We start from the raw sequence: 18,675 nt of genomic DNA, 5'->3' as shown, positions 1-18,675 counted from the left end.
CGATGCTGGGAGACATTGCCAGCGTCATCGTCGACGGCGCGCTCATCAGCGCCGTCTACGCCCTGATTGCTATCGGCTTCACCATGGTGTTTGGCGTCGGCGGCGTGTTGAACCTCGCCCACGGTGCGCTGATAATGGCCGGCGCGTACACCTACCTGAGTCTCGTCTCGGACAGCATCCTCGCGAGCGTGACGCTGCATCCGATAGTCGCGTTCCCGCTCACTATCGTCATCGTCGGCCTCATCTCCTACGGCCTCTACGTCGTGCTGGTCCGGACTATCGAGGAGAACGTTGTCATCACGTTTCTCGCGACCATCGTGGTCGCCATCGCCTTCACCGAACTCGTCACGCTCGTGTTCCACGCGCAACCCTACCAGTACAGCGTGGTGCCGGGCGTGCTCCAGGTCCAGGCGCTCGGGACCCGAATCCTGTACGTCGAACTCGCGGCCTTTGTCGTCTCGTGGGTCGCGATGGGGCTGCTCTGGTACTACGTCACCAAGACCGACAGCGGGCGGTCGATACGCGCCACCTCGATGAGCGAGCGCGGGGCCATGCTTACCGGCGTTGATGTGTCCGGCGTGCGTGCCCGCACGTGGCTCGTCGCGGGCGGTTTGGCCGGCATCGCCGGCGTGTTCTTAGGTGGCATCGGGGCGGCCGAACCGACGATGTGGCTGGAACCGCTCGCGCTCGCGTTCATCATCGTCGTCGTGGGCGGCATCGGCTCCATCAAGGGGTCGGTCGCCGCGGCCTACATCGTCGGCTACCTGCAGACGGCGACCGGACAGTTCCTCGGACAGAGCGTCCGCGGCATCATGTCGCTGGTGGTCCTCGTGGTCGTCCTGCTGGTGCTGCCACAGGGCCTGTACGGCACGGAGTTCGTCCATGAGTGACCGAGAGCAGACCGGCCGAGGTATCGGCCGGCTCGTTGGCCGCGCCGAATCGGTCCTGAGAGACAGCGTCCTCCCGCAGGGAGCCGGCGTCATCGGAGCGGTCGGCCAGCCAGCGGAGCGGATGCTCTGGCCGGTCGCCGAGCGGTACAACCGGACACTCGGCAAACGCTTCGGCGAAATTACCGGCCTGCAGTTGTTGCTGTTGCTGGTAGCTTTTGGCGGTCTCGTCACCGCGCCGCTGTGGGGCCAGGACTACCTCAGGCCGCTCACGCTCGGCGCGGTGTGGGCCGTCTTCGCGATGGGGTGGGACATCCAGAGCGGCTACACCGGCTACATCAGTTTCGGCCACTCGGCGCTGTCGGGGGCGGCCGGCTACACGACCGGCTTGCTGGTGCTCCATCTGAATCCGGAGCTATCGCTGTTTGTCACAGTCCCGCTGTCGATACTCGCGACGACGGTGCTGGGGCTGGCCATCGCCGTCCCCTCGCTCCGGCTCCGTGGCCCGTATTTCTCGCTCGTCACCTTCGTCACCGTCCTGCTGTTCTACCGGCTGACGAAGGCGCTAAGTCACTGGACGAACGGCCTGCGGGGCATCCGCGTCGACGTGTTCACCTACGACCTGACGCTGCAGTACTACATGGTCGTGGTGCCGATGCTCGCGGTTGCGGCCACGCTGACCTACGTCGGGCGCTCCGACGTGGGCACTGTGCTGGTCGCGATTCGCGAGAACGAGGACGCCGTCTCCGCGGCCGGCGTAGACCCGACGAAGTTCAAGCTCTGGTCGTTCGTGCTGAGCGCCGTCCCGATGGGTATCGGCGGCGTCTTGCTCGCCCACGTCAACGCGGGCGTGGACCCACAGACGTTCCTCATCGTGGACAACAGCATCCAGATGATAGCGATGGCAGTCATCGGCGGCATGAGCTCGATTCTGGGACCGCTCGGCGGCGCGTTCCTGTTCGTCGGACTCCGGGACGTGTTACTCGTCGGCCTTGGCGAGGAACTGCGCTGGCTCGCCCTCTGGCTGCTCGTTCTCCTCGTGCTGGTGTTCGCCCGGGACGGACTGTTCCGTCTCCTCTGGCGTGCACTCGGCGCGCTGGGAGGTGACCGACGGTGACGCTGCTGTCGGTCGACAGGTTGACCAAGCAGTTCGGCGGCCTCGTCGCCGTCGATGACCTCTCCTTTGGCGTCGAGAGCGGCGAGATACTCGGCCTCATCGGCCCCAACGGCTCCGGCAAGACGACCGTGTTCAACTGCATCATGAGTATCTACGCGGTGACCAGCGGAACGGTGCGCTTCGGCGGCACAGATATTACGGACGACAAGACACACCAGATTGTCAACCGTGGACTGTCGCGCGTCTCTCAGGAGTCCAATCCAATCGGGTCGATGACCGTCCGAGAGAACATCGAGCTGTTCACCTTCCCCAACAGCGTCCGCTCGTTCGACGGCGGCGCGAGCGACGAGGCAATCGCGAGCTACGCCGCACGGGTCGATATCGAGGACGCTCTCGACGACGACCCCGGCTCCCTGCCCCACGCCGACGTTCGCCGCCTCGAAATCGCGAAGGCACTGGCGACGGAGCCGGACCTCCTCTTGCTCGACGAGCCCTTCGCCGGCTTGAACCAGACGGAGGTCCGGCAGCTTTCAGAGCAGTTCGAGTCGTTCCGCGAGCAGGGCATCACCATGGTCGTCGTCGACCACAACATGCGCGGCCTGATGGACCTCGTCGACCGGGTCGTCGTGTTGCACAACGGCCAGAAGCTGGCAGCCGGTGACCCGGCCGACATCGTCGGTGACGAACGGGTCCAGGACGCCTACCTCGCCGGGGAGGTGAGTGCGGTCCAATGAGCGACCCACTGCTCGAAATCGCGGACCTCGACGTGTACTACAGCAAGTCTCAGGCGCTTGACGGCGTCTCACTGACCGTCGAGCGAGGGGAAATCGGTGGCATCATCGGCCCCAACGGCGCAGGAAAGACGACGCTGTTGGATGCCGTCGCCGGCTTCCTCGACTACGACGGGACGATTCGGTTCAACGGGCGAGACGTGGCCGACCTCGACCCACAGCAGTTGGTCACCGACGGCCTCGTCTACTGTACCGAGGACCGCGACCTGTTCCCGTTTTTCTCGGTCCACGAGAACCTGCGCATGGGCGCGCAGTTCCGCGAGGACCGCGATGCCGTCCGGGCCGACCTGGACATGGTGTATGACCTGTTCCCGCGGCTCGACGACCGCCGGGACCAGGAGGCCCAGACCATGAGCGGCGGCGAACAGCAGATGCTGGCCGTCGGACGGGCGCTGATGGGCGACCCAGAGTTACTCGTTCTCGATGAACCGACGCTCGGGCTGGCTCCCGTCATCATCGACGACATCAGCGACGCTATCGAGACGCTGAACGAGCAGGGCCAGACGCTCCTGCTCGTCGAGCAGAACGCCACGTTCGCGCTACGCCACGCCCACCGGCTCTCGCTGCTGGAATCCGGTCGGGTCGAGCTCAGTGGCTCCGCCACAGCGTTCCGGGACAACGACTACATCACGGAGGCGTACGTCGGTATCCATTGAACGGGCGTGGCGAACTGAATTTGGTAGCCTGTGCTGCCACCACGTGTCCGTCGCCGGCTGGCACTCGCGCAGTCGCGGTTCACTGCCGATGGTTCACATTCTCGAACACGTGCTGGATACTGTGGAAGCGACAGATGGCCACCCACCGGACTACAGCACCCAGCGAAATGTACGGATGTGTGGCTATACACGCTTGCCACCGTCTCCCACAAGGTCGGTCCACTGTCGGGAAACGCAAAGCGCACCGGAGGCAAACCCAATCGAGACGCTGTTTGTTCCGTATGCTGGAACTGGCGGTGTTCCACGCCACCGTGGCTCGCCCCCAGTCCGGTCCAGCAGTAGACACAGTAAACGGTCCAGTGCGAAAATATAATAACCGTACTTTTGTTATTCCGTGGAAGGGGCAAAGCCAGTCTGCCCGGTCAGTCGTATGTCGCCGGCCGAGACGGATACACCACCCCAGCGCCACTTTTAATCGTTGACAGAGTCGAATCAGCCACCGATGAACGGGGCTTACGTTACGACAGCAACTGCTTATCGTTCGGCTTATCCGAACGGTTACGACAGGGGCAATGTTCCTGCGTCGAGGCGTGAGATTTTTGCGACCACAGTAATACGCTCGGCCAGAGATTCGACGTTAAACATCTATATTATGTTTAGCTAACCCGGCGCTAAGATATTATATTCATATATAAAATACCAAATCGGCCTTTTCATACTCATCTCTGACCAAATAGGTCTATAAAACCCTAATATGTAGTCATATCTCTAAACCTTAGTAATATCCAGACAGAGCGTTTTTGCAGTGAAACAGCCGCAAGATGCGTCTGTTGTAACAGATATGGAAACGTATTTCTGCAAGTGTGTATATATTTGCTCCTATGGGAGACGAAGAAGACATCGAAGACGAGGCCGTGTCCGTATCGATGGAGATATCGGGGAATTACGACGAAGTCATGTCGAAACTGGCGACAGAAGACGAAGGCTCGACGTCGCTCGTCTCGCTGCTCGACGACCTCGAACAGTTGCTCGACACAGTGGTCCGGATGGACGGTGGGACACGCAGCGCAATCGCCCAGCAACTGCCCCAGGATATGACTGTCTCCTTCGACGCCCAGGCGGTCGTCGACACGCTTCAGGTGCTCGAACGCTACGACCTTGTTGTCCTCGAAGGCAACACCTGGAAACCAGGCCCGAAACTTACCACCGAGGAATAAGAGCTATCACGGCGGGTCCGACATGGGCCGGCTTGTCTCACACCGGGACGGCGTGTGACGTACCACAGTCCGGCCGGTAGCGGTTGGCTAGTCCGTCGCAAACGGACAGTAACGGCCGAAGTCGACAGCTATAACGCCCACCGAAGTACCGGTTGCGGTGTTCAACGGCGAGTAGGTCCGGTCGCCGTGGAGGAAGTTCAGTAGCGGCTTCCTGCTGCCCAGTTCACCGATGGTCGCCAGATAAAGAGCCGTATAACAAACATCGGATAGCGCAGACCACTGTATGCGAGCACATTGGGTGCTCGTACTCTCCCGACGCCCACCGTCTCATGCTCCCCTGTACGGGACGGTTTCACGCCGGGTTTGCCCACCCGGCGTTGGTCCGTGATACGTCTGTCCGACAGCTACAGACCCCTTACAGGTCCGTGCTGAGACGGATCTGGTCTTCGGTGATAGTGTCGACGGCGTCGGTCTGCAGCGGGTAGCCGTCATCGGCGTCGGTGTCCTCCCAGCCGAGCTTCGTCAGGAGCGTCGTTTTTAGCCCGGGGTCCGGGTCAACGTAGGCGGTGCCGTATCTGTACCCGCTAACGATGCCGATTTCGTTGCCGGTACCCGTGACAATTGTCTTGCCGACGTCGTCGTCGGTCAGTTGGATCGTAGACATTGCAGTCGTCGCTACCGGCGGGACGCGCATCACCGACGTGCTTGCACACGCAGCCGCTGGCCGGGCGATGAGACGATCATGTGGCTACCGACCCGTAATAGTCAACAAAAAGACATACCAGCGTGCCACTCCCAGTTCGGGTATCTATGCCCACCATCGTCTCCGGGACGGTTCCGGCCAGCGACCTGGCGCTCAATCACTCGCTGGAACAGTTACCGGAGCTGCAGTTCGAAATTGAGCGGATCGTCACGAGCGGTGACGATGCACTCATGCCGATGCTGTGGGTCCGCGGGAGTCAGCGCGAGGACATCGAGCAGACACTCGAAGCGGACCCCTCCGTTGACAACGTCGAACTGCTGGGCGACTTTGAGGACGAGTGGCTGTTCAGGATGGAATGGGTCGACCACGTCGACCTCATCGTCCAGATGCTCACGAACTCGGAGGCGACGATTCTCGATGCCGTGGGCCATGGGACCGCCTGGAAGCTGCGCGTGCTGTATCCGCGTCGGTCGCTGTTCTCCAAGACTCACGACTTCTGTGCAGAGCACAACCTCGCATTCGAGGTCTCCTCGATCCGGGAACTCGACGAAGACCCGGCCGGCCGCTACGGACTTACCTCAGCCCAGTACGAGATCCTCGCCGAGGCGTCCGACCGCGGCTACTTCGAGGTGCCCCGCGAGGTGGATTTAGCGGAACTCGCCGACGCGCTGGGTATAACACACCAGGCAGCCTCCGAGCGGCTCAGACGCGCGACCGACGCCCTCGTCGAGGACGTACTGTTTGTCGACTTTGACTGATGGCCCGGACTGTGCGTCGTTACCGGTGCTACGTTTCCCCGCTTGCAGACCGACGGCGGCGGGAGAGGTAGGCACCGAGTGCAACGAGCCCGAAGGCCAGCGTCCGGCGAGACCGGAGTCGACTGCTGGAGCCTGAACGCGAGCCGACTGGTTTGTTGTCCCCGGCGGACGACATCGACTGGTCAGCGTCCGTGCTGTCCGACAGGTCCGTTTTGGCGCGTCTCGACGCAGTCGTGGCCGCTTTTCCAGGTTCGGCGTTTCCGCCCCCGGTCTGAGCCGCGTTTGCGAGCGCCTCCTGGACGGCTTCTCTGACTGGGCGTTTGATGGCTTGTTCCGCGCTGGACTGCAGACGCCCGGCGATCCGAGGCCGCAGTGACGATGATTCGCTCATGTGGCGACTGAATAGACCGGGGGAAACAGGAGGAAGCTACTGCCTGCCAGTGCAAGACCCGACGTGGCTGTCCACAGGTGCTACCAGTCCAGCGTCGCGTTAACGACGACACCGAGCAGCAACACGATAGCGGCCAGATACAGCGCCGTGACGAACCATCCGTTCTAGGCTAAGGCTGAGTTAGCAGGAAAACCACCAGATGTTACCGGGATGAGAAACCGGTGGAAAGTGAATGAAACTACCACCGGATGAGGTAATCGAAGAGCGGTTGGTGAATACTTTTCCAAACAGCCGGCTGCGCGAGCTGGCTCGCGCAACCGGACTGGTGCAGCGCGACGGCGGGAAGTTGGAAGCTGACGCTCTGTTCTGGGCGCTTGCGCTCGGATTTCTCTCAGCCGGGCACAGAACAATCGAAGCGTTCCGCCAAACCTACATCGATACCTTTGGTGGCACGATCAGGTACTCATCCTTCTACGAGTGGTTCACGCCTGAACTGTGTACATTCCTTCGAGAGGTCCTCAAGGAGGCCCTTGAGGACCTCGATCACGAGAGCGACCGTCTCCAAGGACGGTTTGAGGAGTTCCGTGAAGTCTTCATCGTGGATATGACAGTCATTACGCTGTTCCAGGAGCTGTTTGATGAGTTCCCTGGCTTTGGTGACGACCACGCTGGAGCGAAGCTCCACGTGGTCGAATCAACCAGTACAGGCCTCCCTACCGAGTTTTCTATCACAGACGCTCGCACGCACGAGTCAACGCAGTTGTCGACTGGACCATGGCTGGAGAACGCACTGCTGCTGTACGATCAGGCGTACTTCGAGTACCGGACGATGGACTTGATCGACACTAACGGCGGCTGGTTCCTGACGCGGTTGAAGCCAAACGCACAACCGAAGATCGTCGACGAACTCAGGGAATGGCGTGGCAACGCCATTTCTCTGGAGGGAGAAAAAGTTCAGGATATTCTGGACGATCTGCATCGTGACGTGATTGATGCCAAGAGCGAGGTCGAGTTCAAGCGACGCGTCTACAACGGCACGCGCAGCCGTGCCGTTGAGACGTTTCGCGTCGTTGGTGTCTGGAACGAGGACCAACAGCAGTACCACCTCTACATCACGAATCTTCCAGCTGACGACTACGCTGCCTCAGATATCGCAAAGCTCTACCAAGCTAGATGGGAAGTAGAGCTTCTCTTCCGTGAACTCAAGACTACATACGCCCTTGACAAGATGGATACAACCAAACCAGAGGTCGTTGAAGCGCTCATTCTGATCAGCCTCATTTCACTCATTGTGAGCCGGACACTTCGAGAACTGTTCATCGAGATTCTCGAAGACAACTGCAGTGACGACGACATTGAGCCGTCGTCACTGCTGCCACGAGAGCGCTGGGCAAAGGCTGTGAGCCGCCGGAATGATCGGATACTCCGCCGAGTCGCTCGGCGACTCGGCTATGAGACGCCAAGTCTCGTCAAATCGCTGATGAACGACGGATTGAACCCGAACGCTCACCGTACCTTATTGCTTGAGGAGGTACAGTACAACTCGTTTGACGCCAAGCTCGCGTAATCCAGCGAGAACGCTGGATTCGCGTCGCTGGTTAGCTGCGCTACTCGGTCCAGATGGGCAATTCAGTGCTTCTTCCTCCTGAGAGAAGTTCAGGCTGTCACACACGAGCAGATCGAATCTTCAGCGCCAGTTATTCACCGTAGATGTATCACCAGCTCTGGCACAATCTCTGTCAGCCGAATCAAGTTAGACTAGAACGGATGCCGTGACGAACAGGAGCAGCGCACCGAGGAGCACGCCCATCACGACTGCGCTACGGACAAGCTGGGCCGGCAGCGATATGTCCGAGACCTCGCCGTACACCTCGGTAAAGGCAACGGAGAGGCCGCGGAACACCTTGCTGCCGCTCCAGACGACCAACACCAGACTCAGGGTTCCGGTCGCCCCATGGCCGCGCGTGTTCTCAAGCAGTTCCGTCAGAATCACTTGGCCGTTCTCGGAGAGGACCGTTCGAAGCAGTTCCAGCAGCGTAACAGTGCCTCCAAACGTAGAGAGCGCAGCGAGCAAGAGCGCAAGCAGTGGAACGATCGATGCAATCGCATAGTAGGCAATGCTGGCCCCCATGAATGGGACGTTCTCATCACGGGCCGCCTGAACGATCTCGCGTCCGGTCACGAGACCACTCATCGGTGTCTGGGGCGCGTTCCGGTGATGGTGACTGTGATCGATAGCTGAGCGGTACTCACAGTACACGGGTCGCGAGCCACGGGAATAGAACGTCCGCCTGCGATGGCAGGCATTGTGTGACCCGGTGTCCGCCGACGACTGATGGGCAGTTCGGGGTGTGGACTACAGGGGGAGATAATTGTCTGACGAACTCTCAGATTCTGACACGACGATAGCCGGGCACTGTCTAGTTGAGCGAGTTTGAGAAGCGAGGAGGTCGTAGCGAGAAGTGCCTATGCAACTCGCAGACCTCCTCAGAGAAACGTTAGATGAGGACAGCCAAGACGTTTGGGAGAATGAGCGCACTCCGACACCCGTCCGGCGATTTGGGGTGCGTCTCCATACTGCGGGGCTGTCGATCAGGGAGACGGTTGCGATCTTAGACTTGCTGGGTGTCGATCGTTCTCACGGCGCGGTCTGGAATTGGGTGCATACGCTGTCTGAAGCACAGAGCGACCCGCCGACGGCGTCGCCGTCGCGGGTCGCGGTCGATGAGAAACAAATCGAGATTGACGGCGAAAAGAAGTGGTTGTACGCCGCTGTCGATACCGAATCAAAGCTGCTGCTTGAAGTTGACGTGTTCAGCCGCCGCGGGACTGACCCCGCGGCGGCGTTCCTGCATCGGCTCACTCAGAAACACGATGTCGCCGATTCAGTGTTTCTCGTTGATGCTGGCGGCTATCTGACTGCCCTCTCACGTCACGATTTGAGCGGTCGGCTCGACTACCGAATCCGGAACCACATTGAAAAGTGGTTCCAGACTGTGACCATGCGCATCGACCGCTTTCACTCCTTCTGGAGGGGCAGTCAATCAAGCGCGAAACAGTGGTTACGACGATTCAGACACCACTACAACCACGAACGGCCGAACCAAGCTCTTGACGGAAAAACGCCAGCTGAAGAGATTCAGAACTAGACAGTGCCATAGCCGTGAAATGTCTGTATTCATATATTTTCTGTGGCCAGAATGGTCATATTTGGTATATGATTTCGGGGACGCAAGCGCTACTCCAGATAGAAGTCTAAGACAGATTTCGTTGCGTCAGTCGTTGTTTACCGCCGTGAAAAGTGTGCGCAATCGTAAACGTTTACGGAGCGGCGACTACCAGCGATGGTGAACGTCCTCAAAAACGTACTCCTCGTAGATATCACGCACCGTGCCGTGGACCTGATTCGAGAGTGAGGCCATCTCACTGACCGCCGCGTTCGCCCGGACGTGGTCCGGTGAGGTGGAGCCGGGGATGACAGTCGACACTGCGTCGTGGTCCAGAATCCAGCGTAGCGCCATCTGGGCCATCGTCATTCGCTCGGGGACGTGCTCGCGGAGTTCGTCGACAGCGTCGAAGCCCGCGTCGACCGGGAGCCCGGCAAAGGTCTCACCGCGGTCGAACGCCTCGCCCTCAATGTTGAAGTTCCGATGGTCGTTCTCGGGGAACTCCATGTCCCGGGAGAGTTTGCCAGTCAGGAGCCCGGAAGCCAGTGGGACGCGGACGATGACGCCGATATCGCGGCGCTTGGCTTCCTCGAAGAACCGCTCCGCAGGCCGCTGGCGGAACATATTGAAGATGATCTGGACCGTTTCGATTTCCGGGTACTCGATGGCTTTCAGCGCTTCCTCGACGCGTTCGACGCTGACACCGCAGTGGGCGACCTTCCCCTCGGCTTGCAGCCGCGATAGGGCGTCGAACGTCTCGGGCTGGTAGTAGGCGTCGGTCGGCGGACAGTGCAGTTGCAACAGTTCCAGCGTATCGGTTCCGAGATACTCCCGCGAGCGGTCGACGTGTGCAGAGAGAGTCTCGTAGTTATAACGGTCGGCCGTATGTGGGTCGAGCCGGCGGCCGGCCTTCGTCGCGACGGTCACCTCGTCGCGGACCCCGCGTTCGTCCAGCACGTCGGCGATACGCTGCTCGCTGAAGCCGTCACCGTACACGTCGGCGGTGTCGATGAAGTCGACGCCGGCGTCAAGCGCCGAACGAATCGTTTCCCGGCCCTCCTCCGCTGAGACATCACCCCAGTCACCACCGATGTTCCAGGTACCAAGTCCGACATCCGTCACGTCGTACCCCGTCGTTCCTAACTGTCGTCGGTTCACGTACGACCGTACCGTCGACAGTCACTTGGTGGCTGTGGTACACGGAGACACGCTGAGCAAAAAAGGGCAGTGTAGCCCGATAGCAGGCAGTCCGGTGGACGTGCCAACGTGGACGCCGGGGGCTACGTGAGCCACTTCGTCCGGCGGATATCGTACCCACCGCAGTCCGGACACGAGTGGTACTGAACGTCGAACGACGCCCGGCACACCAAACAGGTGTACCGGCGTCTCGGTTCTTCCCCAGGGGACGCAGCGTTATCGAACAATCCCATCGACGACCACACGCCACCTTAGCAGTACGAGAGTAAAAACAGGGTAGATTGTTCACACCTTTCACACCAGTGGCATCTGGCGATTGTGATTATGGGGTAGGGTAGTGGCAGCCGGTGACTGGCAGCGTATAAGTGATAATTAGTCTATACTTTTGCAGGAGAGAGACGATCCCAGCAGAAATGTGAGGCCGCCCCCTGACTAAGGGGTCGTGACCACTGATTTTAATGCACAGTCACCGGGTACCCCAGGGTATGGATGCGGCACCCACTGTCGGGGAGTTGACACCGCCGGATCGAACGCTAATGGGTCCCGGCCCGAGCGACGTCCACCCGCGCGTGCTCAAGGCGATGAGTACGCCGCTGGTCGGCCATCTTGACCCCTCGTTCATCGAGATCATGGACGAGGTCCAGAACCTCCTCCGGTATACGTTCCGGACGGACAACAAGTGGACGATTCCGGTCTCCGGGACCGGTTCCGCGGCGATGGAGGCGGCCATCGGCAACGTCGTCGAGCCGGGCGATACGATGCTCGTCCCGACGAACGGCTACTTCGGCGACCGGATGGCAAGCATGGCCGAGCGCGCGGGCGGCGAGGTCGTCACCGTCGACGCACCCTGGGGCCAGCCGCTCGACCCGGCAGCGGTCGAAGCGGCATTCGACGAACACAGCCCGGACGTGTTCGGGTTCGTCCACGCCGAGACCAGCACTGGCGTTCTCCAGCCGTCGGTGCCTGAACTCACTGACATTGCCCACGCAAACGACGCGCTGGTCATCGCTGACAGCGTGACCTCGCTGGGCGGCGTCGAACTCCGCGTCGACGAGTGGGGCATCGATGTGGCGTACTCCGGCCCGCAGAAATGCCTCTCCTGTCCACCGGGCGCGAGCCCGCTCACGCTCAACGACGACGCGATGGACAAGGTCCTCTCCCGCGAGTCCGAGGCCCGCTCGTGGTATCTGGACATCTCCCTGCTGGAAGGGTACTGGGGCGATGAGCGCGCCTACCACCACACGGCCCCGATCACGAACGTGTATGCACTCCGTGAGGCGCTCCGACTCGTCGCCGAAAGGCATCGAAGAACGCTGGGACCGCCACCTGCGCGTCGCTGGCGCGCTGAAGGCCGGCGTCGAGGGCATGGGGCTGGAGATGAACGCCCCCGACGATTTCTGGCTCCCGAGTCTGAACACCGTCCGCGTGCCCGACGGCGTTGACGACGGCGCGGTCATCCAGTACCTGCTAGACGAGTACGACCTCGAAATCGCCAGCGGACTGGGTGCACTGGAAGGCGACATCTGGCGTATCGGCTGCATGGGCCATTCGGCCCGACGGCAGAACGTCAGCTATCTGCTTGCAGCGCTGGGTAACGCGCTCGGTGAGCAGGGCGCGGCCATAGACGTGGACGCTGGACTGGCGGCGATGAGCGAGCGCTTCTAACGCCACGCCAAGCCGACACCCGCAGTTCGATTCGAGATTCTGCAGCTCTATATTCAGCACCTTGTGGCCCCTCGGTTTTTGCTTTGTTTCGAGACCTGCGTCTACTGCTTCGAGCGCATCACAGCAGTACGGTTCATATCACTCGGCTCAATTGAATCCACAGACGGCGCCGGGATAGGTCGTTAGAATCACGGGTATGAAGCGGGAGAGTAATGTTATGCACAACACCCTCTTCCGCTTCGTGAAGCAAGTGGCTTCACTCGCTCAAAAGCTTACTGACGCTGCGCTGATGGAACTGAGTGATCCAGCCGGCAACGGGTTTGCCGGCTGGAAGCACGCAGTCTTGCTCTATCTGCGCGAACACATGAGCGCGGAGTACGAGGAAATCATCGACTGGGCCGAAGAGATGGAACGTGTTCGAGCGGTATTGAATCTTCAACGCGGGGAGTTTCCCGCGCCTTCGACGCTGTGTAAGGCGTTCAAACGGGCATCGATGACTGTCTGGCGACAGCTGCTCCGCCGGTCGGCGGAGCTGCTGGACCAGAATGGTCACGCCGCAATTGATGCCACCTACTTCGACCGTCAGCAGGCATCGTCTCACTACTTGCGACGGATTGATCGTTCCGTCAAAACGATCCAGACGACGTTTCTCGTAGATACAGCTGAGGGAGCAATTCTTGACTTACACTGCAGCACGAAGTGGCCTGACGAAACCAAGATCGGCCCGAAGGTCGCCCTGCGGAACGCGGGCGACCTTCGAAGCTTGGCCGCTGACAAAGGCTATGATGTCATGAGCTTCCGTGAGGAGCTTCGAAACGCCGGGATTCGTCCGCTGATAAAGCACCGTGTTTTCGCTCCTTACGATCACGCACACAACGCCCGAATAGACGACGAGCTCTATGGTCAGCGATCACAGACCGAGTCCGTCAACTCCTCAATCAAGCGCTCGCACGGCTCCGCCGTCCGAGCGCGTGACTGGTTCCGCCAGTTCCGGGAGATAACGCTCATAGCCGGCGTTTACAACGTGGAGCAGGCAATTGAACGCTGAAACGCCGAAATTCGCCGGATTCAATTGAGCCATATCACTCGGTCGAGCTGGTCACGCAGACTGGCTTTCTTACCCTGCGGGAACATATATCATGATTTAATTCAGTTGCACTAACATATCTACGTGTGATGTACAGTGTACTCATACCCGTCGACAGAGACGAAGCGCGCGCGTCGAATCAAGCGAGCTATGTTTCACAGCTCCCGGATGCCACTGACACCGTCGAGGCGACAGTGCTCTACGTGGTGCCCCCCGACGAATTCGCCGACGCTGCTGAGGTGGCGTTCGACGACATAGACGCTGCTGTCCAGGCGGCCAACCAACTGGAAGCGGCTGGCGTCTCGGTAACTCGAATGGTTGATGACGGCGGCGTTGCCCAACAGATCGTCCGTACCGCGACCGAACTGGACAGCGATGAGATCGTCGTCGGCGGACGCAAGCGATCGGGCGTCTCGAAAGTCTTGCTCGGTAGTACTGCACAGGACGTCCTGCTCTCAGCTGAGCGGCCGGTCACAATCACGGGCGAGAGCGTTGTCCTCGGCGACGGAATACGGCGAGTCCTCGTCCCAGTCGATACGAGCGAAGAGCGAGCACGGAACCAGGCTAAGTACCTGACTTCCCTTCCCAACATTCCCGATTCAGTCGAAGCAACGGTCCTCTTCGTATTCCCACATCAGGATTACAAGGGCGCTCCATCCCACGACTTTGAGGAGGTCGACGCCGCTGTCACTGCTGCGGAGCATCTGGAAGCGAAGGGCATCTCCGTCGAACGAGTCGCCGTCGGCGGCGAGGTCGGACGGAAGATACTCGACGCCGCAACGGACCGGGACGCCGACAGCATCGTCATAGGCGGACGCAAACGGTCGGGGATCGCGAACGTCCTCCTCGGGAGCACCACGCAGGACATCATGCTCACTGCCGAACGCCCGGTTACGCTCACCGGCTGACCGCCTTCAGTGGCCGGGTGGTGCAAGGTTGAAACGCAAGCCCGTTCTTATTTGAACGCCTGACTCGTGCTCAAATCGCCCCGGTAGGCGTACTTGCCGCTCACAGTCTCACGTTCGATGATTCGCGGAAAACCAAGTCCGCCCTCCCCGATTTGAACGGGGGACAAGTCGATCTACAGTCGACTGCTCTACCAGTCTGAGCTAAGGGCGGTCGACACCCGAAAATACCCCGCCGTCTGGACTTAAGGGTTGTTATTCGCGGAGGGTTCGCCGGACGGTCACACGACGCGGAGTGACACACTGGCCAATGTCAGACACGTCTGACCCGCTTGCCGATGTTCTGACAGACGGGTCAAAGCAGTCTCCAAGGGAATCTGAGCAAGGCGGTGTATCGCGTCATGCCGGTAGCTGACGGGCGTCAGACAGCGCGGGAAGATTAAAATACCATCATGTATAATACTCTCACCGAGTCCGATGAGTAAAATAACGTTCCGTGCTGACGATGACCTCATCGACCAACTCGAGGCGTTCGATGCCTCGAAGAGCGAGGTCATGCGCGAGGCGCTCCGGGAGTACCTCGGAGACGCGTCTCCGTCAGCGTCGGACCCACCGTCGTCGGCGTCGGAGTCCGTGACCGACGCCGAGACGATCGACGAACTCATCGAAGAACGTGTTGACAGTATCATCGCCGACCGACTGCAAACGCGACACCACCACCCGCAGCCACAGGATGTCAACGTAAACATCTCGTTAGACGGCGTCAGCGCAGGGGCAGCGAACGCCGAAACCGAACAACGGCGCACCGCTGACCGGGGTGCAAGCGCCGAGGACGGGCGGTCTCACAGTGAAAGTCAGGCGTCCGACACGAGCGGGCGTAAGACAGAACCGGAAACACGGGAGAGGTCCGACACAGAGGAACGTAAGACATGCGCGCAATGCGGTGAAAATCTGGGCTCTGACCACGTTTACTGCCCGAACTGCGGTGAGAAGGCATCCCGTCGGGTGTTCTGTGATTGCGGCGATGAGCTCCGGTCGGACTGGGGTTTCTGTCCGGGGTGCGGAAGACGCACGCCTGCGGCGGATGTGCTTGACCAGACCTAAACCAGCGTTTGCACGCATTACACGCCCTCTAAACGCCGTAAGCGGGAAAGTGTATGACACTGCCCGTAAGTTTTAATACATCAGGGTCAGTGGTTTATTCTGCGTAAGACGGTCGTCTTACACAGCGGCGAACGCGAGGGGATGCCGCCCTCGTACTGCGGTTTCGCTGTGTAAACACTCGTGCGGGTCGTAAACAGATCCCGTCCGGGCCGTCTTACCCAAGGGGAAACTACCAAACATGGAGCGTGTGACACTACGGATTCCGAAGCAGCAGATTGAAGAGGTCGAACAAATGGTCGAGACGGGCGAGTACCCCAATCGGAGCGAAGCGATTCGCTCGGCGGTTCGGGAGATGCTCGCCGAGGAAGGCTCCGAGAAAGCCTCCGAAAAGAAGCGGTCCTGGGCCAAGGTGTAACGATGCAGGATATCGTTAATGAGGCCCTCGAACGCGACGAGCAGGAGCAGAAACAGCTGTCCGACAGTGATGTCGACGGCTTCGGCGACCCGCGCATCGTCATCGTCGGCTGTGGTGGCGCCGGCAACAACACGGTCAACCGCCTGTACAACATCGGCGTCGAGGGCGCTGACACCGTGGCCATCAACACGGACAAACAGCACCTCAAGATGATCGAAGCCGACACGAAGATTCTGGTCGGCAAGTCTCTCACCAACGGCCTCGGTGCCGGTGGCGACCCGTCGATGGGCGAGCGCGCGACGGAGATGGCACAGGGGACTATCAAGGAAGTGCTGGGCGACGCTGACCTCGTGTTCGTTACCGCCGGCATGGGTGGCGGAACCGGGACCGGGGCCGCCCCCGTCGTCTCGAAGATCGCCAAGGAACAGGGCGCAATCGTCGTCGGCATGGTGTCGACGCCGTTCAACGTCGAGCGAGCACGGACGGTCAAGGCCGAGGAAGGCCTGGAGAAGCTCCGCAACGAAGCGGACTCCATCATCGTGCTGGACAACAACCGTCTGCTCGATTACGTCCCGAACCTGCCGATCGGCAAGGCGTTCTCCGTGATGGACCAGATCATCGCCGAGACTGTCAAGGGTATCTCGGAGACCATCACACAGCCAAGCCTCATCAACCTCGACTACGCCGACATGACATCCATCATGAATCAGGGCGGCGTCGCGGTGATGCTTGTCGGCGAGACTCAGGACAAGAATAAGACCGAAGAGGTCGTCAAGGACGCGATGAACCATCCGCTGCTTGACGTGGATTACCGCGGCGCGAGCGGTGGCCTGGTCCACATCACCGGCGGCCCGGACCTCACGCTGAAGGAGGCCGAGGGCATCGCACAGAACATCACCGAGCGGCTCGAGGCCGACGCCAACGTCATCTGGGGCGCACGGATTCAGGAAGAGTACAAGGGTAAGGTGCGGGTCATGGCCATCATGACCGGCGTCCAGTCCGCCCAGGTACTCGGCCCGACGACCCAGAAGCAGGCCAACAAGTCCCGCGAGGCGATTCAGGAAGTCGGCGACGACACGTCCTTCGACGCGTCAGACAACGTCGAAAGCTTCGACAGCCCCGCCCCGAACAGCGGGAGTCAGAGCAGCGGCGGTCGCACCACCGGCTACAGCGAGACCGACGGCGGGCAGGACCAGCGGGAGAAGAACAACGGACTCGACGTCATCCGGACGAACAAGTAGCGGCGTTTCGTTTTCCGTTTTTGCGGTCAGACACACCGTCAGACAGCACCAGTTTCGACATCGCCGTCGATCTGTGAGCCGCCATCATCAGTCAGGAACTTCCGCTCCCAGTTCCCGGACGGCTGGTCGATATTATCGATGTATTTCAGGTTCCCACTACTGTCACCGATGTAGACGAGTTCGCCGACGCCATCGTCGTCGATGTCCGCCGCGGCAGCCGATGACTGTTTCGCGCTCGGTGCGGTGCCGCTGACGGTATCACCGCTTTCGATTTTTTTGTCGCTACCGGCGTCGACCATGTGGATGTCGTTGCCGCCGTCAACGACCGCAACGCGGGACTGGCCGTCACCGTCGAAGTCGCCCAGCGTGCCAGCTCCCATACCGGTGCTCGCGCCGAGCGTAGGACCGATTGCGGTCGGCGATCCACCCGGTGAGTCGTAGTACTGGAGCTGTGCGCTCGCGTCGGCGAAGACGAACTCGTCGTCCCCGTCAGCGTCGATATCGCCGACACCCAGTATCGCCGTGCCGCCGTCGCCGGGGTCAGCAATGTGCGTGGTCGATCCGCCGACGGTCGAACAGTATATGTCATCGTCGTCGCCCGCGAAGAAGACGCCCGTACAGCCGCCCCATGTCCCGCTGGCGAGGCGGGTCTTGTCTGTGTCGATGCCGCTACCGGAGGGGATACTGGTGGTGACAGTTTCGACGGTGCCGTCAGTATCGACGATCTTGACAGCGCCGCCGCTCGTGGTGTACGGGACCTCGATGGTACCGTCGTTGTCGATGTCCGTCGCTGGGCCGAGCGCCGTTGGCTCGCTTGACGTCGAAAGAACCATCGTGTCCCCCGTAGCCCCGATTATCTGTCGGACACCGCCGCTGGAACCGGTGAACACCGTTCCGGTGGGAAGGGCACCCGCGACGAAGTCTGGATTGAACGTCGTCAGCACGTATGACGAGGGTGCGCCCTCGCGTTCGGTCCAGACGACGCGAACGGTGTCAGCCTGTGGTTCGATAGTGACTGCCTTGCCAGCAGCGAGTTCCGTACCGGCGAGGATATCGGGATTAGCCACGCCACGAAGCGTGAGCCGGTCGCCGTCAATGGTGTCACCGGATTCGTGAACGAGGTGGTACTCGCCCGCCGCTTCCGTTTGCTCCAGCGCGAGCTTGGCCTGTGGCACGGGGTCCTGTTCTCCGGTGAGCCCGAGGACGAACGCTGCTGAGACGGCAGACAGGACGACGAGAATTGCCACCAGTAGGACCGTCCCGATGACGGGCGAGACACCCCGTCCAGTGCGAGGGCCGGGCACGAGCCGACGCATTCGGCGTGGTTTAGAAGGTTCGATTGAAAAGTTCTTTGTCGCGTCAGTCGCGGTCTCT

Annotated in this window: 18 protein-coding genes, 1 tRNA gene and 1 pseudogene; 14 read left to right on the top strand and 6 right to left on the bottom strand. The window is 60.6% G+C overall.

Annotation, left to right across the window (positions count from 1 at the left end; genetic code table 11):
- The first annotated feature begins 2 nt into the window (after window positions 1–2).
- The 5 genes from BDK61_RS05465 to BDK61_RS05445 all read left to right on the top strand — a co-directional run bounded on the left by BDK61_RS05465 (window position 3) and on the right by BDK61_RS05445 (window position 4,668).
- On the top strand, window positions 3–890 hold the full coding sequence (locus BDK61_RS05465; protein WP_121302511.1) for a branched-chain amino acid ABC transporter permease: 888 nt from the start codon (window positions 3–5) through the stop codon (window positions 888–890).
- Window positions 883–2,004: a branched-chain amino acid ABC transporter permease gene (locus BDK61_RS05460; RefSeq protein WP_121302510.1), complete on the top strand. Its 1,122-nt coding sequence runs from the start codon at window positions 883–885 to the stop codon at window positions 2,002–2,004. The genes BDK61_RS05465 and BDK61_RS05460 overlap by 8 nt, the downstream gene beginning before the upstream one ends.
- Window positions 2,001–2,738: an ABC transporter ATP-binding protein gene (locus BDK61_RS05455; RefSeq protein WP_121302509.1), complete on the top strand. Its 738-nt coding sequence runs from the start codon at window positions 2,001–2,003 to the stop codon at window positions 2,736–2,738. The genes BDK61_RS05460 and BDK61_RS05455 overlap by 4 nt, the downstream gene beginning before the upstream one ends.
- Window positions 2,735–3,451 (top strand): ABC transporter ATP-binding protein, encoded by a 717-nt coding sequence (locus BDK61_RS05450; protein ID WP_014041183.1) that lies wholly within the window; start codon window positions 2,735–2,737, stop codon window positions 3,449–3,451. The genes BDK61_RS05455 and BDK61_RS05450 overlap by 4 nt, the downstream gene beginning before the upstream one ends.
- Before the next feature lie 881 nt (window positions 3,452–4,332).
- On the top strand, window positions 4,333–4,668 hold the full coding sequence (locus tag BDK61_RS05445; RefSeq protein ID WP_007188706.1) for a hypothetical protein: 336 nt from the start codon (window positions 4,333–4,335) through the stop codon (window positions 4,666–4,668).
- Window positions 4,669–5,083: 415 nt separating this feature from the next.
- Here the strand turns inward: BDK61_RS05445 and BDK61_RS05440 are convergent, their stop codons facing one another.
- Window positions 5,084–5,332: a PRC-barrel domain containing protein gene (locus tag BDK61_RS05440; protein WP_244209704.1), complete on the bottom strand. Its 249-nt coding sequence runs from the start codon at window positions 5,330–5,332 to the stop codon at window positions 5,084–5,086.
- Between the two features lie 146 nt (window positions 5,333–5,478).
- On the opposite strand from BDK61_RS05440, the gene BDK61_RS05435 reads away from it, so the two are divergent.
- A complete protein-coding gene (locus BDK61_RS05435) occupies window positions 5,479–6,129 on the top strand; it encodes a helix-turn-helix domain-containing protein (RefSeq protein ID WP_011223977.1) in 651 nt (216 codons plus the stop codon).
- 28 nt (window positions 6,130–6,157) lie between these two features.
- Here BDK61_RS05435 and BDK61_RS05430 read toward each other — a convergent pair whose 3' ends face one another.
- A complete protein-coding gene (locus BDK61_RS05430) occupies window positions 6,158–6,520 on the bottom strand; it encodes a hypothetical protein (RefSeq protein ID WP_007188704.1) in 363 nt (120 codons plus the stop codon).
- A 232-nt stretch (window positions 6,521–6,752) separates the two neighbouring features.
- Here BDK61_RS05430 and BDK61_RS05425 point away from each other — a divergent pair, with 232 nt between their 5' ends.
- On the top strand, window positions 6,753–8,087 hold the full coding sequence (locus BDK61_RS05425) for an IS4 family transposase (RefSeq protein ID WP_244209691.1): 1,335 nt from the start codon (window positions 6,753–6,755) through the stop codon (window positions 8,085–8,087).
- Window positions 8,088–8,273: 186 nt separating this feature from the next.
- Here the strand turns inward: BDK61_RS05425 and BDK61_RS05420 are convergent, their stop codons facing one another.
- The gene (locus BDK61_RS05420) at window positions 8,274–8,714 is read right to left on the bottom strand and encodes a YhjD/YihY/BrkB family envelope integrity protein (RefSeq protein ID WP_244209702.1); all 441 of its coding nucleotides are present in this window, start codon (window positions 8,712–8,714) and stop codon (window positions 8,274–8,276) included.
- 274 nt (window positions 8,715–8,988) lie between these two features.
- Here BDK61_RS05420 and BDK61_RS05415 point away from each other — a divergent pair, with 274 nt between their 5' ends.
- Window positions 8,989–9,669, top strand: coding sequence for an IS6-like element ISH17 family transposase (locus BDK61_RS05415; protein ID WP_121302507.1), 681 nt, complete (start codon window positions 8,989–8,991; stop codon window positions 9,667–9,669).
- A 186-nt stretch (window positions 9,670–9,855) separates the two neighbouring features.
- Here the strand turns inward: BDK61_RS05415 and BDK61_RS05410 are convergent, their stop codons facing one another.
- On the bottom strand, window positions 9,856–10,845 hold the full coding sequence (locus tag BDK61_RS05410; RefSeq protein WP_121302506.1) for an aldo/keto reductase: 990 nt from the start codon (window positions 10,843–10,845) through the stop codon (window positions 9,856–9,858).
- A gap of 524 nt (window positions 10,846–11,369) precedes the next feature.
- Here BDK61_RS05410 and BDK61_RS05405 point away from each other — a divergent pair.
- From BDK61_RS05405 to BDK61_RS05395, 3 genes and pseudogenes are all read left to right on the top strand, one after another.
- A pseudogene (locus tag BDK61_RS05405) lies at window positions 11,370–12,549 on the top strand (pyridoxal-phosphate-dependent aminotransferase family protein).
- Between the two features lie 196 nt (window positions 12,550–12,745).
- Window positions 12,746–13,597, top strand: coding sequence for an IS5-like element ISHma10 family transposase (locus BDK61_RS05400; protein WP_121302209.1), 852 nt, complete (start codon window positions 12,746–12,748; stop codon window positions 13,595–13,597).
- A gap of 128 nt (window positions 13,598–13,725) precedes the next feature.
- Complete coding sequence (locus tag BDK61_RS05395) at window positions 13,726–14,544, top strand: universal stress protein (protein ID WP_121302505.1); 819 nt, start codon at window positions 13,726–13,728, stop codon at window positions 14,542–14,544.
- Window positions 14,545–14,681: 137 nt separating this feature from the next.
- Here BDK61_RS05395 and BDK61_RS05390 read toward each other — a convergent pair.
- Window positions 14,682–14,755: transfer RNA gene (locus tag BDK61_RS05390), tRNA-Tyr, on the bottom strand.
- Window positions 14,756–15,018: 263 nt separating this feature from the next.
- Here BDK61_RS05390 and BDK61_RS05385 point away from each other — a divergent pair.
- The 3 genes from BDK61_RS05385 (at window position 15,019) to ftsZ (ending at window position 17,301) form a co-directional block, all read left to right on the top strand.
- The gene (locus tag BDK61_RS05385; protein WP_004958261.1) at window positions 15,019–15,645 is read left to right on the top strand and encodes a double zinc ribbon domain-containing protein; all 627 of its coding nucleotides are present in this window, start codon (window positions 15,019–15,021) and stop codon (window positions 15,643–15,645) included.
- Between the two features lie 238 nt (window positions 15,646–15,883).
- Window positions 15,884–16,060: a ribbon-helix-helix domain-containing protein gene (locus BDK61_RS05380; RefSeq protein ID WP_004958264.1), complete on the top strand. Its 177-nt coding sequence runs from the start codon at window positions 15,884–15,886 to the stop codon at window positions 16,058–16,060.
- A gap of 2 nt (window positions 16,061–16,062) precedes the next feature.
- Complete coding sequence (ftsZ, locus tag BDK61_RS05375; protein WP_007188698.1) at window positions 16,063–17,301, top strand: cell division protein FtsZ; 1,239 nt, start codon at window positions 16,063–16,065, stop codon at window positions 17,299–17,301.
- 38 nt (window positions 17,302–17,339) lie between these two features.
- Here ftsZ and BDK61_RS05370 read toward each other — a convergent pair whose 3' ends face one another.
- A complete protein-coding gene (locus BDK61_RS05370; RefSeq protein ID WP_121302504.1) occupies window positions 17,340–18,617 on the bottom strand; it encodes a type IV pilin in 1,278 nt (425 codons plus the stop codon).
- Between the last annotated feature and the right edge of the window lie 58 nt (window positions 18,618–18,675).

This window comes from Haloarcula quadrata, from assembly GCF_003634715.1.
Classification (GTDB): Archaea; Halobacteriota; Halobacteria; order Halobacteriales; family Haloarculaceae; genus Haloarcula; species Haloarcula marismortui.
This window is presented reverse-complemented; position numbering and strand designations above follow the sequence as displayed.

Coding starts and splice junctions, on each gene's coding strand:
- BDK61_RS05465 (WP_121302511.1), top strand. CDS start 3: ATGCTGGGAGACATTGCCAGCGTCATCGTCGACGGCGCGCTCATCAGC.
- BDK61_RS05460 (WP_121302510.1), top strand. CDS start 883: ATGAGTGACCGAGAGCAGACCGGCCGAGGTATCGGCCGGCTCGTTGGC.
- BDK61_RS05450 (WP_014041183.1), top strand. CDS start 2,735: ATGAGCGACCCACTGCTCGAAATCGCGGACCTCGACGTGTACTACAGC.
- BDK61_RS05445 (WP_007188706.1), top strand. CDS start 4,333: ATGGGAGACGAAGAAGACATCGAAGACGAGGCCGTGTCCGTATCGATG.
- BDK61_RS05440 (WP_244209704.1), bottom strand. CDS start 5,332: ATGTCTACGATCCAACTGACCGACGACGACGTCGGCAAGACAATTGTC.
- BDK61_RS05435 (WP_011223977.1), top strand. CDS start 5,479: ATGCCCACCATCGTCTCCGGGACGGTTCCGGCCAGCGACCTGGCGCTC.
- BDK61_RS05430 (WP_007188704.1), bottom strand. CDS start 6,520: ATGAGCGAATCATCGTCACTGCGGCCTCGGATCGCCGGGCGTCTGCAG.
- BDK61_RS05425 (WP_244209691.1), top strand. CDS start 6,753: ATGAAACTACCACCGGATGAGGTAATCGAAGAGCGGTTGGTGAATACT.
- BDK61_RS05420 (WP_244209702.1), bottom strand. CDS start 8,714: ATGAGTGGTCTCGTGACCGGACGCGAGATCGTTCAGGCGGCCCGTGAT.
- BDK61_RS05415 (WP_121302507.1), top strand. CDS start 8,989: ATGCAACTCGCAGACCTCCTCAGAGAAACGTTAGATGAGGACAGCCAA.
- BDK61_RS05400 (WP_121302209.1), top strand. CDS start 12,746: ATGAAGCGGGAGAGTAATGTTATGCACAACACCCTCTTCCGCTTCGTG.
- BDK61_RS05395 (WP_121302505.1), top strand. CDS start 13,726: ATGTACAGTGTACTCATACCCGTCGACAGAGACGAAGCGCGCGCGTCG.
- BDK61_RS05385 (WP_004958261.1), top strand. CDS start 15,019: ATGAGTAAAATAACGTTCCGTGCTGACGATGACCTCATCGACCAACTC.
- BDK61_RS05380 (WP_004958264.1), top strand. CDS start 15,884: ATGGAGCGTGTGACACTACGGATTCCGAAGCAGCAGATTGAAGAGGTC.
- ftsZ (WP_007188698.1), top strand. CDS start 16,063: ATGCAGGATATCGTTAATGAGGCCCTCGAACGCGACGAGCAGGAGCAG.
- BDK61_RS05370 (WP_121302504.1), bottom strand. CDS start 18,617: ATGCGTCGGCTCGTGCCCGGCCCTCGCACTGGACGGGGTGTCTCGCCC.